We start from the raw sequence: 17,006 nt of genomic DNA on the forward strand, positions 1-17,006 counted from the left end.
TACTAAAACTAATTTATTATTAATATAAGTTTTAAACTTTTAGGAGATATAAAATGTCTGATTTAATTTTAAAGGAAGCTATTGACAATCTCTCAAATGATGATGTAAGTGTAAGAAAGGAAGCGATTAATGATTTAATTGGTGTAACTGATATTGAAGCTATTGATCCGTTAATTGAAGCAACTACTGATGATAATGCTCAAATAAGATTTAAAGCAGCTGAAATTTTAGGTAATATGGGGGAAGTTGCCAGGGATAAATTAATTGAAAAATTTGAGGCATCAGAAGGCAAAAATAAACGTTTTTTAACATTTGCTCTTAAAGAAACTAAAGATGAAAAAGTTATTCCTTATTTTGCAAGTGCTGTGGAAGATGATGATTTTGGTGTAAGAAAAACAGCTATCAGAGCTTTGGGGGAGCTTCAGGCACATGATGAATTATATACAATAGCTAAAGGACTTGAAGATGAAGACTGGGGTGTCAGATTAGCTACTATTTATGCATTGGGAGATTTAGCTTCTGATGAATCTATTGATTTAATTAAAGATGCAAGGCGTAATGAAAAAGATAAAGACTTTAAAAAATCATGTAATAAAGCACTTAAAAAAGCTGAAAAAGCTAAAAAAGCAAAAGCATCAGGTGAAACTTTATCAAAAGTAAAACCAATAAGCACAATTAAGGAAATGGAAAAAACCAATGTTCAAAAAGCTATTAAAGAATATGAACAGTATGTGACTGAAGAACAGCCAAAAGATGCTCCTTATAAAAGATTATGTATTCTTTATAGGAAAAATAATGATTTGGAAAATGAAATTAGGATTTTAAATAAAGCAATTGAAGTTTTATCTAAGAAAAAACCCGGAAAAGAAGATTGGTTTGAAAAAAGATTAGCTAAATTAAATTAATCTTATACAAATCATTTCTTTTATTTTTTAAAAGAGGAAGTTCCTCTCTTACTTTTTTTATTTCATCTAAATCTATTTCGGCGATTTTTAAGTTTTCTTTCTCATCTAGCTGAGTAATTACTTCCCCCCAGGGATTTGTAATAATTGAATGGCCGTAACTGTGATAGCTGGCATCTCTGTTTAGTGCAGGTGCAACACCAACACAATAAACCTGATTATCCAGAGCTCTGGCTCTAAATGTAAGCTCCCAGTGAGCAGGGCCTGTTGTCATGTTAAATGCTCCGGGATAAAATAAGATTTCAGCTCCGGCATTAACCATTAGTCTGGCCAGTTCCGGAAAACGTATATCATAACAGATTCCAATACCTACATTTCCAAATTCTGTTTTAGCTATTGTGAATTTATTGCCTGAACTTAATGTATCAGATTCTTTAAAATAGATTTTTCCTTTAACATCAATATCAAATAAATGCATTTTTCTATGTTTTGCTATTATTTCACCATTTTTATCAAATAAATAGCTTGTATTAAAGATTTTTGAGTCTTCTTTTTCAGGAATGGATCCTGCTAAAATATAAGTATTATTTTCATCAGCTAATTTGGCTATTTTGGATAATGTAAGACTGTTTGTTTCTTCTTCACAATATTCTATGAATTTTTCATTGGAATAAGGGCAGTTAAACATTTCAGGAAGAACAATAAAATCAGCATTTTGTTTAACAGCTTTTAAAATCATAGATGTAGCATTTTTAATGTTTTTTTCTTTATTGTCAACTACATTAATTTGACATAGTGCAATTTTAATTTTCATTTTAAACACTTTAAAAAATAGAAAAAAGTATGAAATGATTCATACTTATGCAATATCTGCGGTTTGAAGTACAGCATTAATATCACTAGAATTAATGGCATTTAATGAATCGCCACTTATTTTAAATACATATAATTCTCCATTACTGAATAATGATACGTATCTGGTGTAATTTCCACTGGATTGTTCTAAAATTACATCTGAAGCGTTTCTACCATCTAATGTTATTGTTTGAACTGTATCTATATAATCACCATTTTCTTGAGCATAACTAATTCTATCTTGAGTTATATCTTTTAATGATGTGGAATCATTAGACACGTTATAATATTGAATAGTAGTGCCATTTTCATTTTTAAAGAAGACGGAACCTTCATGGTCACTGTCAGTTCCATTTACTTCATTCCAACTGCTTGGATAGCTGAAAGAAAATCCTGCTTCAGAAAATTTAACCATATCTCCACTTTGTGCAGTTTGGTTATTATTATTTGGTCCTGTAATGACAATTCCACAGATGACGATTATTGTAATAAGTATAATTGCTCCAATAAGGATTCTGTTTTCTTTAATGATTTCAATTGTACTTTCTTCGTCACTAAATTGTTTTTTCTTTTTTTCAGGAGCTTTGTCAAATATTTCCTTTTTAGGAGCTGAGGGTTTCATTTTTGGAAATTTATATCCACAGTTCCCACATGCAGGTGCACCATCGTAACTAGGATTTCCACATTCGGGACATTTTTTCACAGCCTAACCTCCATTAAATTTAACTTTTATTATTTATAATATTTAAAACTAAATGTTTTTTAATTAGTGAAATATAAATAATATGTAAGTGTGATAGTATGGAAAAACCTGAAATTATAAACTTTGATAATATAAATTATGCAATTTATAAAGTGGGTAGCTGGAAAAATCATTATGAAATAAATCAAATTGGATTATCTAAGGAAGTTCCTGTTACTAAGGCTACATTACATCATGTTAAATTAAGTATGGATGAAATTAGAAAATCCGAGTTTGATATTGATAATAGAACTGTTAACGGATTTGTAGCTATTGCTTTACAATTAAATCCTAAAATTCAAAAAATGGATTTGGATGAGGTTATTGCTTTGGAGCAAAAAGAATATGAAAATATTCTTGAAGAATTGGATAATTTGGAATTATTAAGTGATGATGGTTCTATTTCTTTAGATACTGAAGATTATCTCATTTTCAAATTAGAAAAAGAGTGTCATGTAACCAATTCAATTCCGGCTAATTTACATACTAAAAAATATTATGTTGATGAATTAAAAAGAATTGAGAAATCTTTAAGCTAAAAAGCATCTAATGTTATTTTTTTATCTCTTTTTAACTCTTTTGGAGGTTCTACTGCAACAAATTCAATTCCTTCTTTTTCAAGTAATTCTTCAGCATCGTTTCCAAGTGACGGAGCTACAAGCAATCCTCGAATTTTCTTTTTTTGAACGCGACATTCTTTTAAATAGTCATTGTCATCATCTTCAAAGTCAGTAAGGTATCTTTTCAGTTGTTTTACAGCACTTACTCCTGCTTTACGTGCTTTCAACTCTAAAATCATTAAGTTATTGTCACGGTCTTTTCCTAAAATATCTATAAATCCATGTTCAACACTGTACTCTCTTGCTGTTGGTTTAAAGCCTTCTTCAATCATATGGGGCTTTTCCATAATCATATCTCCCATATCTTTTTCATAACCTGCCTGTTCAAGTTCTTCGAAGTCTTCAATATTGGCATAAGTTATGTATTGGACTTTTCTGATTTCAACGATTAATAGTTCCTTAGGTGTTCTTCTATGACTTTCTAAAATCAGATTGTCATCTTGAATATAACCTCTTGTTTTGGATTTTGGAGGTTGCCAGTTTACAGGTTCTACTTTTTTTTCCTGGTGTATTAAAAATGAACCGTCTGGTTTTATTAGGATTATACGTTCTCCCCAATTCAATTCACTTAATGCTCTTCCTTCATAAGTAACTTTGCAACAGGCATATATGGTTATTGTAGCTTTTTTTCTTAATGCTTCTTCTACTAAACCATAAGCATCTTCACAATTTGGGTTTTCTAGTATTTTATATTTCATTAAAATAAGATTACTGCAGTTTAGTTTAAATATTTTATTATGAAATTTATTATTATGGATTTAGACGATTATTTTATTTCAAAACGTGAAGAATATATTATGGATTCTTTCAGATTCCAAAATGGGGAAGTGTTAAACAATGCTGTTGTAGAATATATGACCTTCGGAACTCCAAAATACGATGATAACGGATGTATTAATAATGCTGTTGTATACTGTCACGGTTCTTTGGGAAATTATGCTTCAGTTAGCAAATTATGTCCTTTATCTTATGATGGAGGTCCTTTTGATAAAAATGAATTCTTTTTTATTTCACTTTCTGAACTAGGTGCTCCGGGTTCCTGCAGTCCCTCAACAACTAGGTTGAATAATTCATTTCCAAAATATAGTGTTGAAGATATGGTTAATTTTCAAAATAAGTTCTTAAAAGATAAATTCGGAATAACTCATGTTAGGGGAATTATTGGAAACTCTATGGGTGGTTTTGTAGCTTTAACCTGTGCAGTTCTATATCCTGACTATGCGGATTTCATTATTTCCGGAGCAAGTGGTTATAAAGTAGCTGGACGTAATTATATTCTCTCAAAATTAGTTGATGAGATTATTTCAACTGATGAAGATTATGACTCTGGAAACAATACTTCTTCATTAGAAAGAACATTAAGATTAGCTACTCAGGCGGTTTACAGTTTCGGCATTTCAAAAGAAGCTCTTCACAAAATTCCCAATAATCAGTTAGATGTGGAATTTGATGAATTTGGAGATGAAGGATTGCTTGACAGTATTTTTGATGTTAAATATTGTAATGATGCTACTCTGGATTATGATATTGAAAAGGATTTGAATAAAATAAAATCTAAAGTTTTAATAATTGGAATAAATCAGGATCAGTACTTTCCTCCAAATTTAGATGCTATTCCAATGTATAATTTAATTGAAGATTCTGAATTAATTATTTATGACTCTGATTTGGGTCATATTGGATTTAGGGAACTTGAAACAATTGAAAAAGAATTATCTGAATTTATGAAAAATTTCAGGTGATGATAATGGATGTTAAGATTGCAGATTATGGTATAATTGATGATAAATGTTTTATTTTGTATAATATAAGTGGTTTGACCAATAATCAGTTGGAATTTTTAAATAATAATCTTGATGATGAAACGCAAATAGTAGAAGATAATCTGCTATTAAAAACAAAATTTAAAAAAGAGTTTTTCCCATTTAAAAGTAATGAATCCAAAATTAAAGAAGATGATTTTATTTCAAGAGAAGAAATTGAAATGAATTTGTTTTTATCCAGTTTTTTAGAAGATATGGATTAAAAAAAAGATTTTAAGTAGCTAGAATTATTCTAGCTATTTTGATACTTCCAGCATATGTTTTGTAGCTTTTAAGGATTTTTCAGCTATTTCTTTTGGAACAGTTACTTGTGGTTCTTCGTTTTTAAGTGCATCTCTTACTTTTTCTAAAGTATGTAATTTCATAGTGCTGCAAATAGCTCCTTCAAGTAAAGGATATAATTTTTTACCTGAAATTTCACTTTCAAGTCTTGTAATCATGTCAACTTCAGTACCAATTACAAATTCATCTTTATCACTTTGAGCAATATATTTTAACATGCCTCCAGTTGAGAGGACTTTGTCACATGCTTCCTGAACATCAATATTACATTCTGGATGACAAATTATTTCTGCATTTGGATGTTGTTTTCTTTTTAATTCAACGTCTTCAACGTGGAATAATTTGTGAACATAGCAGTGTCCGCCTTTTGGAACAGGTATAATTTCTTTAGAAGTTTGTTTAGCTACATTACTGCCTAAATTATTATCTGGTCCGAAGAGTATTTCATCTTGAGGTAAACTTTCAGTAACTTTTAGTGCATTAGCTGAAGTACATAAAGTATCTGCATGTTGTTTAGCTTCAGCAATACTGTTCACATAAAGAATTACTCCTGCATCAGGGTGTTCTTCTTTTGCTTTCAATAATGCGTCTTCAGGTAACATATGTGCCATAGGACATTCTGCTTCTAAATCCGGAATTACAATTTTTTTATCTGGATTTAAGATATAAGCAGTTTCAGCCATAAAATCCACTCCACAGAAAATAACCAAATCTTTATCTTCTATTTCAGCAGCTTTCATACATAATTCTAATGAATCTCCAAGGAAATCAGCTATTTCTTGAATTTCTTTAGGCTGATAATTATGTGCAAGGATTATTGCATTTTTTTCATCTTTTAATTGTTTAATTTCATCTTGTAAAGACCCACTCATTATTTTCACCTATTGTTAACATACTTTCTAATTTCGTTAGTAATAATTGATTTATATTTTTCTTTTTTATTAAAGTCTTTTATCCAAAATGATATTTTTAGTGTGCTTTCTTCAAAATTTATGCCTTTTGAAAAAACTTGAGCTTTTGGATTTTTTAGAATACCTTTTTGTCTGTTTATAAAATCTAAAATATATGTTTCAAATTCTTTAATATCTATATTCAAACCTATTCCAATAGTTAAATCTACTCTATGCCTTTCTTTTTTATTGTATTGTAAATAAGTGTTGTTAGTTAATATGGAATTTGGAATATTGCTTAACACACCATTGTCATCTCTAATAGTTGTTGATCTGAGGCTTATTGTTTCTACAGTTCCTTTCATTTCTTTGATTTCAAGAGTATCTCCAACTTTAACGCTTCTGCCCATTATCAGCAAAATTCCTGAAAAGAAATTGGATATAAGATCTTTAGCTGCAAAACTTACTGCAATACCTACGATTCCTAAACTTAACAATGTTCCTGCCAGATTTATATCAAATATTTGCAATATGGACATCAGTGCTATAAAATAGATTATATAATTTATAATGTCTCTAATAAGATAAATCAGAGTAATGTCTTTTTTAAATCTTTTTATTTTATTCATTAAATAAGCTACAAGCCTTACAATAATACTTGTAGCAACTATAATCGTTAAAATGAAGATTAATTTTGAAATAGGATCTTCTAACATATCTATAATATTCATATTATGCACTTAAAATTTCTATTGTCATTAAATCGTCTGCAACTTCAACATTTTCAAAAACTTGCTTAGCTTCTTTTAATAAATCCTCAGTATCAGTATATCGTGTACTGATGTGGGTTAATATTAATTGTTTACTGTTGGAGCATTTAGCTATTGTAGCTGCATCCTGTGATGTTGAATGGAAATTTTCTCTAGCTTTGTCTTCATCTTCAAGTGTGTATGTTGACTCATGGATTAGCAAAGTGCTGTTTTTTGCAAATTCAATCATTTCCTCACAGGGTCGGGTATCTCCTGAATATGTGATTTTTATTCCTTTTCTGGCAGCTCCAAGAACTTGTTCGGGTTTTATGATTTTCCCGTTTACTTCAATTTCTTCACCATTATGCAGTTTTCCAAAAAGAGGACCTACTGGAACGCCAAGTTCAATGGCTTTTTCTCTTAAAAACCTTGGTTTTTTCTTTTCTTCTATTGAATATGCAAGATTAATTACATTATGCTTAACTTCTTGGGATTTAATTATATATTCAGCAGTTTCAACGATTGTTCCACTATTAATTTCTATAAATTCAACTGGAAAATCAAATTTACAGTAACCTAAAGAATAAATTGCATTTTCAACTTGTTTAATGCCTTTTGGCCCATATATTTTTAATGGCTTTTCTCTTCCTCTAAAATTCAAAGATTGTAATAACCCTGGAAGTCCCAATATATGATCTCCATGATAATGACTAATAAAAATCTTAGATATTTTCATTGGACTTATTTTTGCATATATTAACTGTCTTTGGGTAGATTCTCCACAATCAAACAACATAACTTCACCAAATGCTTTTAAAATTATCCCAGGATGATTTCTAGTATATGAATGAACTGCTGAAGAGGTTCCTAAAAATGTAATTTCCATTTAATCACTTATTATATATTATAATAGAAATATATATCAACATATAATTTAAAATTTTGGTGATTTTTTGGATAAAATAATTGAGTACATGCTTGAAGAGGATGAAGGTTTTGGAGATATTACCTCTGAAGCAGTAGTTAATGAAGATAAAATTGTAAATGCTCATATTATTTCTAAAGATGAAGGTATTTTAGCAGGCATTAACATCATCAAAGAAATGTTTGAGTCTAGAAATGTCCAAGTAATTTTTAATTTAAAAGACGGAAATAAAATAGCTGAAAATGATTTGCTGATGAGCTTGAAAGGTGATGCAAGGACAATATTGTTGCTTGAGCGCTCTGCATTAAATTTGCTTATGAGAATGAGCGGTGTAGCTAGTGCTGCTGATTATCATGTTAATCTGGTAAAAGATTATGATGTAATAATTGCAGGAACCCGTAAAACATTGCCGGCTATTGGAAAATTTGACAAACAGGCATTGAAAATCGGTGGTGCCGATACACATAGATTTTCCCTTGATGATATGGTTTTAATTAAGGACAATCATATAGCCAGTGTTGGAACTCCTTTGGAAACACTTTTAAAAGCTAAAGAAAATGTCAGTTTTTCTAAAAAAATTGAAATAGAAGTTGAATCTCTAAAAGATGCTATTGACTGTGTTGAAAATAAAGCAGACATTGTAATGTTGGATAATATGTCTCCTGAAAAAGTTGAAGAGGTTTTAAACGAGTTAATTAAATTAAATATTCGTGATAATTCTTTAATTGAAGTTTCTGGAGGAATCACTGCTGAAAATATTGTGGATTATGCTAAATTAGGTATTGATATAATTTCTCTTGGAGCTTTAACTCATTCAAGCAGAAGCTTAAACTTTTCTTTAAGAATACTTGGTGATTAAAAACATGTCTGTTGTGAATAAATTTAACCAAAAAGCTAAAGAATATGATAGTGAAAGGAGAGCTTTAATACCATGTTTCGATGATTTCTATGGAGTAGCTATTGATTGTATTGATTTTAAAAAAGACAATCCGAAAGTTTTAGATTTAGGTGCAGGAACAGGTATTTTGTCCCAATTTTTACTTGAAAAATATCCCAATGCAGAAATTGTTCTTATTGATTTGGCTGGGGAAATGCTGAAAGAAGCTGAAAAAAGATTTGAAGGAAATGATAATATTTCATTTATATGTGATAATTATCTGACTCATGAATTTGACACGAAATTTGATATAGTTATATCTTCTCTTTCTATTCATCATTTAACTGGAGAAAAAAAGAAATTTTTAATTGAAAAGTATGCAGATTTATTAAATGATGGCGGAAACTTTGTCAATGCCGATCAGGTTTTAAATCCTAATAAGGGCGTTGAAGATTATTTTAAATTAAAACTTGATGAACATACTGATGAAATTAGTGAGAAAGCTTATGAAGAAGCTAAAATTAGAAGAACTTATGATAAACCCAGCTCTGTGGATTTTCAAGTGGAATGTTTGAAAAATGCAGGATTTAATTATATTGGAATTCCGTATAAATATTATGTTTTTGCAGTATTTTGGGCTAAAAAATGATAAATTTAATAATATATAAAAATCATAATTATTAAAGATAGATGATTATTATTTTTTTACAATGGTGATTTAATGGTAAAAATGGCTAAATTAGCTTTGGAAGATGGTACAGTTTTAAAAGGTGATGGTTTCGGTTATGAAACTACTAAGGTAGGGGAACTTGTTTTTTCAACTGGTATGGTTGGTTATACTGAATCTTTAACTGATCCTTCTTTTAAAGGAGAAATATTAATGTCTACTTATCCTTTAGAGGGAAATTATGGGGTAAGTGAAGAATGGTATCAGTCAGATAAAATTCAAGCTGAAGGTTTTGTTGTAAGGGAAGTTTGCAGAGAAGTTTCTAATTTTTCACCACAAAAAACTTTAGATGATTTTTTAAATGAATTTGAAACTCCTGGAATTAGTGGAATCGACACACGTGATTTAACTCTTAAAATTCGTGAAGAAGGTTCAATGAAAGCAGCTATTTCAACTGAAGACATTCCTGATGACGAATTGATAGAACTTGCACGTGCTCAGCCAAGTATTGTTGATATTGATGTTGTGCCGCAGGTATCTACTAAAGAAATTAAAGTTTTTAATGAGGATGCCAACAAAAAAGTAGCTTTAATTGACTGCGGTGTTAAGAAGAATATTATAAACAACTTTTTGGAACGTGGAATCGGAGTTGTTTTGTTCCCATATGATACTGATTATAAAACTATTTTGGATTACTCTCCTGACGGTCTGATGATTACTTCTGGACCTGGAAATCCGGATAGAGTATATGAAACTATCAGCACAGTTCAAAAATTATCTGAAAGATTGCCTATTTTTGGAATTTGTATGGGTCAGCAGTTAGTAGCTAAATCTTTTGGAGCTAAGTCTTACAAAATGAAATTTGGACACAGAGGAGCAAATCAGCCAGTAAAAGATTTGCGTACTGGCAAAGTATATATCACTTCTCAAAATCACGGATTTACTATTGATAAAGAGTCTATTAATGAGACTGACTTAGTTTTAACTCAAGTAAATCTTAATGATGGAACTCCTGAAGGTTTTTCACATAAGGAATTGCCTGTTCACTGTATTCAGTACCATCCTGAAGCAGGACCTGGTCCAAATGATACAAGATATGTTTTTGATAAATTTAGTCAGATGATGGATGAATATTAAGATTACCATTTTATAATAAAAATTAATGAGGATTACAAAATGCCTATTGATAAGGATATTAAAAAAGTATTAATAATCGGTTCTGGGCCTATTCAAATTGGTCAAGCAGCAGAATTTGATTATTCTGGTTCACAAGCATGTAAATCACTAAGAGAAGAGGGAATTGAAACTGTCCTTGTTAACAGTAATCCTGCTACTATTCAAACTGATATGGATATGGCAGATACTGTTTATACCGAACCATTAACTCCTGAAATTGTCTCAGAAATTATTAAAAAAGAAAAAGTCGATGCAATTTTACCAACTATGGGTGGACAAACAGGATTAAATATTGCTACAGGACTTGGAGATTTAGGTTTACTTGAAGGAATTAAAGTTTTAGGTTCTGATATTCAGACAATCAAGGATGTAGAAGATCGTGATTTGTTTGGTCATTTTATGGATAAACTCAATGAACCTATTCCAAAATGCCATGCTGTAGAAAGTGTTGAAGAAGCTATAGAAGCAGTAAAAGACATTGGTTATCCAGTAATTGTAAGGCCTGCATTTACACTTGGAGGAACCGGTGGTGGGGTAGCTTACAATGAAGAAGAATTAATTGAAATAGCTACTCACGGATTGGATATGAGTTTCATCAATCAGGTTCTTATTGACGAATCTGTTTTAGGTTGGAAAGAATTTGAATATGAAGTAATGAGAGATAAAGAGGATACTTGTATTATTGTATGTAATATGGAAAACATAGATCCTATGGGAATTCATACTGGTGAAAGTGTTGTTGTAGCTCCTGCTCAAAATTTAAATGATAGGGATTCACAGGCATTAAGGGATGCTTCCATTAAAATTATCAGAGCTTTAGGTATTCAGGGAGGATGTAATATTCAATTTGCAGTTAATCCGGAAACCGGAGAATACAAGGTAATTGAAGTAAATCCAAGGGTAAGTAGAAGTAGTGCACTTGCATCTAAAGCAACAGGTTATCCAATAGCTAAAATTTCTTCTAAAATAGCTTTGGGAATGACTTTAGATGAAATCAAAAATGATATTACTAAAGAAACTCCCGCTTCCTTTGAACCGGCTATTGATTATGTAGTTGTAAAAATCCCAAGATGGCCATTTGATAAATTCAGAGGAATCAACCGTGAAATAGGAGTTCAAATGAAAGCTACTGGTGAAGTAATGGCAATCGGTAGAACATTTGAAGAAGCAATCCAAAAAGCTATCAGATCACTTGATATGGGTCATGACGGGTTTGAATATGTTGAATACACTGAAGATAATCTGGCTAATCCTACTGATGAGCGATTATTCCAGTTATATTCAGCTATTAAAGACGGAATGGATTTGGATAAGATTCAAAAATTAACCAACATCGACAAATTCTTCTTATACAAAATCAGAAACATTGTTAATTTTGAAAATGAAGTTACTGAAGAAAAATTAAATGATACAGACTTCCTGAGAAAAGCTAAACAGATGGGATGTTCAAACAAAAGATTAGCTACTCTATCTAATCAGACTGAAGAATACATTAGAAACCTGCTTAACAGATTCAATATAAAACAGTCCTATAAAATGGTTGATACATGTGCTGCTGAATTTGAAGCTAAAACTCCATATTATTACAGTACATATGATTCAGGTAACGAACTCAAATCATCCAATAAAAAGAAAATCGTTATTTTAGGTGCAGGACCTATTAGGATAGGTCAGGGTATTGAATTTGATTACTGTTGTGTTCATTCTTCACTTGCTCTAAAAGAGGAAGGAATTGAAACTATTTTAATTAACAACAACCCTGAAACTGTAAGTACTGATTATGATATTTCTGATAAACTCTTCTTTGAACCAATTACTTTTGAAGATGTAATGGGAATTATAGATCAGGAAAAACCTGACGGAGTTATTGTTCAGTTTGGTGGTCAGACTTCTATTAATTTAGCAGTGCCATTAGCTAATGCAGGTGTTAAAATATTGGGAACACCATATGAAAGTATTGATGGTGTTGAAGACAGAGAATTATTTGCACAGCTTTTAAATAAATTACATATTCATCAGGCACCATATGGAACAGCCAATTCTTTCGAAGAAGCAAAAGAAATTGCAGAAAGGATTACATTCCCTGTTTTAGTACGTCCGTCATATGTTATTGGTGGAAGGGCTATGGAAATTGTTTATGACAATAATGAGCTTGAAGAATATATGAAGGAAGCTGTAAAAGTTTCACCGGAACATCCTATTTTAGTGGACAAATTTTTAGAAGATGCTATTGAGTTAGATGTAGATGTATTATGTGACGGTGAAGAAGTATTTATAGCTGGAATTATGGAACATATTGAAGAGGCCGGTGTTCACTCTGGAGATTCTGCTTGTGTAATTCCGCCTCAAACTATTCCTGAACACATTCTTAACACTATTCGTGAATACAGTACTAAATTAGCTTTAGAATTGGATGTTAAAGGTTTAATGAATATTCAGTATGCAGTTAAACTTGATGAAGAAATGGTTTATATTATTGAAGCTAATCCTCGTGCAAGTAGAACAGTTCCATTTGTAAGTAAAGCTATTGGAGTGCCATTGGCTAAAGTAGCTACTTGGATTATGACTGGAGCTAAATTAAAAGACTTTAATTTAACTAAAGAAATAAAAATTGACCATGTTGCTGTAAAAGAATCTGTTTTCCCATTCTTAAAACTTCCGGAATCCGATACTGTACTTGGACCTGAAATGAAATCTACTGGTGAAAGTATTGGTATAGATGAAAACTTCGGAATGGCATTTTACAAATCCCAGCTTGCTGCAGGTATGGATTTACCGAAAGAAGGTAAAATTTTCATTAGTGTAAAAGAACAGGACAAAAAGAAAATACGCCCAATTGCTGAAAAAGCAGCTAATTTAGGTTTTGAACTTGTAGCAACTAATGGAACTGCTGATGCTGCAAAAGGTGTTGATATTGAAAAAATTAAAAAAGTATCTCAGGGATCTCCAAACATCAGGGATGCAATTTTAAACAAAGAAATTAATTTAATTATTAATACTTCAGAAGGTAAACAGTCAGCTAAAGACGGATATATAATCAGACGTTTAGCTATTGAACTTGGTATACCTTATGTTACAACATTGTCAGGAGCTAGGGCTGCTTTAAATGCTATTGAAGCTGTTCAAAATAATGAAATTAATGTAAAATCTTTGAATGAACATATTGATGGGGAATAAGATTAATTATTATATAAATAATCTTTAATGTCTATTCCACAATATGGACATTCTTTTTCTTTATTTTTTAATTTACGCCTACATTTGGGACAGTAATTTAATTTAACAGGATATTCTTTATTCAAATCTAATTTTTTATTAATATCTATTCTTAATGTGATCTTTGTTTTTAAAGCATTCATATCCCAGTTATTATCCATCAGCTTTTTTTTATAGTAGTAAGCTTCAGTCATACTTTTATAGTATCCAAAAACAGTTTTTCCTTTCTGTACAAAAAATTCCCGTTTTTTATGGTCAAAATGAATTTTACCTTCTCTTTCCTCTTTATTTATTTTGCTTCCTTTTATCCTGCCTTTTGGTCTTTTTTCAGGAAATGGAGGTAATTTCATATTTTCGTATTTATTTTCCAAATCTGATTCAACAAGCAAATCATAATCAAAATTACAGTAAAAAAGAGCATCTCTTTCATATAAAGCATCAGATAACTTTTTAAACTCACCATAGTCTTTGTTATTATATTTTATTCTATATACATTTCCAGATTTTATAATATTTCTGTAAAAATATCTTATTTCTTGTGAGTTAATAGTAATCATTCCTATTATGCTTAAAGAAAGGCATAAAGGCCATATTTTGGGAGGTATAAAAAGTGTTCTAATTTCTTTTTTGAAGTTAATTGAGGTTGTATTTATATTAATTAAAATATAGCCCTTTGCCAAAGTAATATATCTTATTGTATTTTTATAAAAGTTTCCATTCAATAAGTAATGTATATATAAAACAAATTAGAAAACTTTTTTTTAATGTTGACAATTAAAGATGGAATTGTATTAAAAGGACAAGATTTGACTCCAGTTCGTGAAAATATTGTTATTGATGATGGTAAAATCATAGAAATTGCTAAAGATGTCTGTGAAGGTAAAATTATAGATGCTGCAGATTCAATTATTTGTCCGACTTTCTTAAATGGCCATACTCATATTGGAGATTCCATAATTAAAGATGAAGGTTATGGATTGTCATTGGGAGAAATGGTTAAACCTCCAGAGGGTGTTAAACATAAGGCATTAGCTAATGCTGAAGATGGGGAAATAATTGAAGCTATGAAAAAGTCAATGAGGGATATGTTTGAATCAGGAACGACTCATTTCATTGATTACAGAGAAGGGGGAATTAAAGGTGTTGAGCTTTTAAGAAAGGCTTCTGAAGATTTGCCTGTAACTCCAATTATCCTTGGACGTGATGATAGTTTCTATGGTGATGATCCTGATTTGAGAAAGGTTAAAATAGCTATTCGTAAACTTTTAAAATTAGCTGATGGAATTGCATTAAGTGGATTTGGTGAAATTAGTGATGAAGTAGCTAGTTTGATAGTATCCAGATGCAGAAAAGCAGGTAAAATATCTTCAATCCATGTAGCTGAATCCATGCATCTTCAGGATGATTCTTTAAGAGATTTCAATAAAACAGAAATCCAACGGGGAGTAGATGCCGGTTTTAATCAGTTGGTTCATTGTACAAATCCGAGAAATAATGATTTGGAATTAATTAAGAATTCAAATGTTGTAGTTTGTCCAAGAGCTAATGCCACTTTAAATGTTGGTGTGGTTCCTTTAAATGAAATATTTTCTAAAGGAATTAAACCTCTGTTAGGTAGTGACAATCTGATGTTGAATTCACCAAATTTGCTTAGGGAACTGGAATTTAGCTTGAAAATAATGTCTGTTTATTACAGGAATTACTTGAATCCTAAGGATTTATTGAAAACGGCAACAACTAACATCTGCAATTTTGAGATTAATCGATATATTGAAAAGCCGATTATTGATGTTAATCAAGATGCAAATTTATTTATTTCTAAAAAATATTCAAAAAATCCTTATTTGAATATTATAAATCGTTGTGAAACGAAAAATATATTATATATTATGAACAGAGATATTCATATTAAAAATGTTTGATATAAAACATAAAGTCAAATTACTTTGGGAGATGGAAACATGTACAAAAAAATATTAGTCCCAACTGATGGGTCAGAATTTGCTCAAAAAGCTGAAAAACATGCATTATTTTTAGCTAAAACTACTGGTGCTGATATTTATGCACTTAGTGTCACTGAAAATAATTTTGTTAATGGGCTTCCATTAGATGATGAGGTATATCAATTAAACCAATTACTTAGGCAACGTTCTGAAGATAATATAAAAGAATTTGAAGAAATGGATGAAACTTCCGGTGTAACATTCCATGGAATTATTAAGGAAGGTTCACCAGCTAAAACTATCTTGGAAGTAGCTAAAGAAGAGGACATTGATTTAATTGTTATTGGTAGTTCTGGTAAATCCGGATTTGACAGATTTATAATGGGTAGTGTTGCTGAAAAAGTAGTTAATGCTGCTAAATGTGCAGTATTGGTTATCCACTAATTTTTCAACATTTCCTTTTTTATATTTTTAATAAACTATTTTAAGGTGTTTAATCATGTTAGTAAAAAGAGCCATGTCTAAAAATGTTGTTAGTGTTTCAGTTCCTGGAAACCGTGAGAAAGTTTTAGACTTAATGAGGAAAGAAGATAAAGCGGTTCTTCCTGTTGTTAAAGGTGACACTAAACAATTAGTAGGCTTAATAACTCGTTCAGACTTAATTGTTAATCCTGATGAAGAACAAATAGCTATTTTAATGAGTACTGATTTAGTTACTGCAAGTCCTGATGATGATGTTGCGGATGTAGCTAAAAAAATGATTGATAATAATGTTAGAAGAGTTCCTGTTGTTGATGATAATGGTGATTTGGTAGGTATTATCACTTCATTTGATTTAGTAGCTAATGCATTAATTAAACTTGAAAGTGACGATCCTGTTGAGAATTTTATGATTACTACAGTTCCAACAACCTGGTATAAAACTCCATTAAATGTTGCATTTGAAACCATGAAACAATTTGGTCTTAAATCTGTTTTAGCTTTAAATGATTCTGCTAAATTGGTAGGTATTTTAACTGAAACTGATTTTATTGAAGAATCAGAAATTATTTCAGAACGTAGTGAACACAGCTCTACAGTGGGAACTGAAGGAGATAAATGGTCTTGGGACAGTACTTCTGTTTTATATATTGAAAAAAATTGTTTAAAATTCACTGACAAACTTGTTGAAGATGTCGGTACACATAAAGTGGAAGTAGTTAATTCCAAAACTAAAGCATCTGATTGTGCTAAAAAAATGAAAACATTAAATATTGAACAAATTCCAGTTATTGGTGTAGAAGGAGATTTAATTGGTCTTGTAAGAGCTAGTGATTTAATTAAAGCTTTAGTGGATTAA

At 30.5% G+C, this 17,006-nt stretch carries 18 protein-coding genes; 11 read left to right on the forward strand and 7 right to left on the reverse strand.

Annotated elements, in window-relative coordinates:
• Positions 1-53: 53 nt before the first annotated feature.
• Positions 54-905, forward strand: coding sequence for a HEAT repeat domain-containing protein (locus ACMC9J_RS06765; RefSeq protein WP_019266370.1), 852 nt, complete (start codon positions 54-56; stop codon positions 903-905).
• On the opposite strand, the gene ACMC9J_RS06770 is transcribed toward ACMC9J_RS06765, so the two are convergent.
• The gene (locus ACMC9J_RS06770; protein ID WP_427003109.1) at positions 892-1,716 is read right to left on the reverse strand and encodes a carbon-nitrogen hydrolase family protein; all 825 of its coding nucleotides are present in this window, start codon (positions 1,714-1,716) and stop codon (positions 892-894) included. The genes ACMC9J_RS06765 and ACMC9J_RS06770 overlap by 14 nt on opposite strands.
• Positions 1,717-1,761: 45 nt before the next feature.
• Positions 1,762-2,460: a zinc ribbon domain-containing protein gene (locus ACMC9J_RS06775; RefSeq protein WP_019264376.1), complete on the reverse strand. Its 699-nt coding sequence runs from the start codon at positions 2,458-2,460 to the stop codon at positions 1,762-1,764.
• 98 nt (positions 2,461-2,558) lie between these two features.
• Here ACMC9J_RS06775 and ACMC9J_RS06780 point away from each other — a divergent pair, with 98 nt between their 5' ends.
• The gene (locus ACMC9J_RS06780) at positions 2,559-3,038 is read left to right on the forward strand and encodes a hypothetical protein (protein WP_019266367.1); all 480 of its coding nucleotides are present in this window, start codon (positions 2,559-2,561) and stop codon (positions 3,036-3,038) included.
• Here the strand turns inward: ACMC9J_RS06780 and nucS are convergent.
• Positions 3,035-3,817 carry an endonuclease NucS gene (nucS, locus tag ACMC9J_RS06785; protein ID WP_303998907.1) on the reverse strand — a complete coding sequence of 261 codons (783 nt, stop codon included), beginning with the start codon at positions 3,815-3,817 and terminating at the stop codon, positions 3,035-3,037. The two genes, ACMC9J_RS06780 and nucS, sit on opposite strands and share 4 nt — an antisense overlap.
• Positions 3,818-3,856: 39 nt before the next feature.
• Here nucS and ACMC9J_RS06790 point away from each other — a divergent pair, with 39 nt between their 5' ends.
• On the forward strand, positions 3,857-4,861 hold the full coding sequence (locus ACMC9J_RS06790; protein ID WP_250416613.1) for an alpha/beta fold hydrolase: 1,005 nt from the start codon (positions 3,857-3,859) through the stop codon (positions 4,859-4,861).
• Positions 4,862-4,866: 5 nt separating this feature from the next.
• The gene (locus tag ACMC9J_RS06795; protein WP_400243546.1) at positions 4,867-5,145 is read left to right on the forward strand and encodes a DUF5750 family protein; all 279 of its coding nucleotides are present in this window, start codon (positions 4,867-4,869) and stop codon (positions 5,143-5,145) included.
• Between the two features lie 33 nt (positions 5,146-5,178).
• On the opposite strand, the gene nadA is transcribed toward ACMC9J_RS06795, so the two are convergent.
• The 3 genes from nadA to rnz are packed head-to-tail and all read right to left on the reverse strand — an operon-like array spanning position 5,179 to position 7,749.
• Positions 5,179-6,096 carry a quinolinate synthase NadA gene (gene nadA, locus ACMC9J_RS06800; RefSeq protein WP_400252793.1) on the reverse strand — a complete coding sequence of 306 codons (918 nt, stop codon included), beginning with the start codon at positions 6,094-6,096 and terminating at the stop codon, positions 5,179-5,181.
• A gap of 5 nt (positions 6,097-6,101) precedes the next feature.
• Complete coding sequence (locus tag ACMC9J_RS06805) at positions 6,102-6,845, reverse strand: mechanosensitive ion channel family protein (protein ID WP_019267673.1); 744 nt, start codon at positions 6,843-6,845, stop codon at positions 6,102-6,104.
• A 1-nt stretch (position 6,846) separates the two neighbouring features.
• Positions 6,847-7,749, reverse strand: a complete 903-nt coding sequence (gene rnz, locus ACMC9J_RS06810) for a ribonuclease Z (protein ID WP_019268377.1) — start codon at positions 7,747-7,749, stop codon at positions 6,847-6,849.
• 67 nt (positions 7,750-7,816) lie between these two features.
• Between rnz and nadC the strand changes: the two genes are divergently transcribed.
• The 4 genes from nadC to carB all read left to right on the forward strand — a co-directional run bounded on the left by nadC (position 7,817) and on the right by carB (position 13,685).
• Positions 7,817-8,647: a carboxylating nicotinate-nucleotide diphosphorylase gene (nadC, locus tag ACMC9J_RS06815; protein WP_094516273.1), complete on the forward strand. Its 831-nt coding sequence runs from the start codon at positions 7,817-7,819 to the stop codon at positions 8,645-8,647.
• A 4-nt stretch (positions 8,648-8,651) separates the two neighbouring features.
• Positions 8,652-9,314 (forward strand): class I SAM-dependent methyltransferase, encoded by a 663-nt coding sequence (locus tag ACMC9J_RS06820; protein ID WP_427003110.1) that lies wholly within the window; start codon positions 8,652-8,654, stop codon positions 9,312-9,314.
• 72 nt (positions 9,315-9,386) lie between these two features.
• A complete protein-coding gene (carA, locus tag ACMC9J_RS06825; RefSeq protein WP_427003111.1) occupies positions 9,387-10,469 on the forward strand; it encodes a glutamine-hydrolyzing carbamoyl-phosphate synthase small subunit in 1,083 nt (360 codons plus the stop codon).
• 39 nt (positions 10,470-10,508) lie between these two features.
• On the forward strand, positions 10,509-13,685 hold the full coding sequence (gene carB, locus ACMC9J_RS06830) for a carbamoyl-phosphate synthase large subunit (RefSeq protein ID WP_427003112.1): 3,177 nt from the start codon (positions 10,509-10,511) through the stop codon (positions 13,683-13,685).
• Positions 13,686-13,687: 2 nt separating this feature from the next.
• On the opposite strand, the gene ACMC9J_RS06835 is transcribed toward carB, so the two are convergent.
• On the reverse strand, positions 13,688-14,404 hold the full coding sequence (locus tag ACMC9J_RS06835) for a zinc ribbon domain-containing protein (RefSeq protein WP_019267668.1): 717 nt from the start codon (positions 14,402-14,404) through the stop codon (positions 13,688-13,690).
• Positions 14,405-14,488: 84 nt separating this feature from the next.
• Here ACMC9J_RS06835 and ACMC9J_RS06840 point away from each other — a divergent pair, with 84 nt between their 5' ends.
• From ACMC9J_RS06840 to ACMC9J_RS06850, 3 genes are read left to right on the forward strand one after another with little or no spacing between them, the layout of a single operon-like run.
• Positions 14,489-15,646, forward strand: a complete 1,158-nt coding sequence (locus ACMC9J_RS06840) for an amidohydrolase family protein (protein ID WP_427003113.1) — start codon at positions 14,489-14,491, stop codon at positions 15,644-15,646.
• A gap of 39 nt (positions 15,647-15,685) precedes the next feature.
• Positions 15,686-16,111 (forward strand): universal stress protein, encoded by a 426-nt coding sequence (locus ACMC9J_RS06845; RefSeq protein ID WP_019264362.1) that lies wholly within the window; start codon positions 15,686-15,688, stop codon positions 16,109-16,111.
• A gap of 55 nt (positions 16,112-16,166) precedes the next feature.
• Complete coding sequence (locus tag ACMC9J_RS06850) at positions 16,167-17,006, forward strand: CBS domain-containing protein (protein ID WP_295872031.1); 840 nt, start codon at positions 16,167-16,169, stop codon at positions 17,004-17,006.

Source organism: Methanobrevibacter intestini, from assembly GCF_047402955.1.
Classification (GTDB): domain Archaea; phylum Methanobacteriota; class Methanobacteria; order Methanobacteriales; family Methanobacteriaceae; genus Methanocatella; species Methanocatella intestini.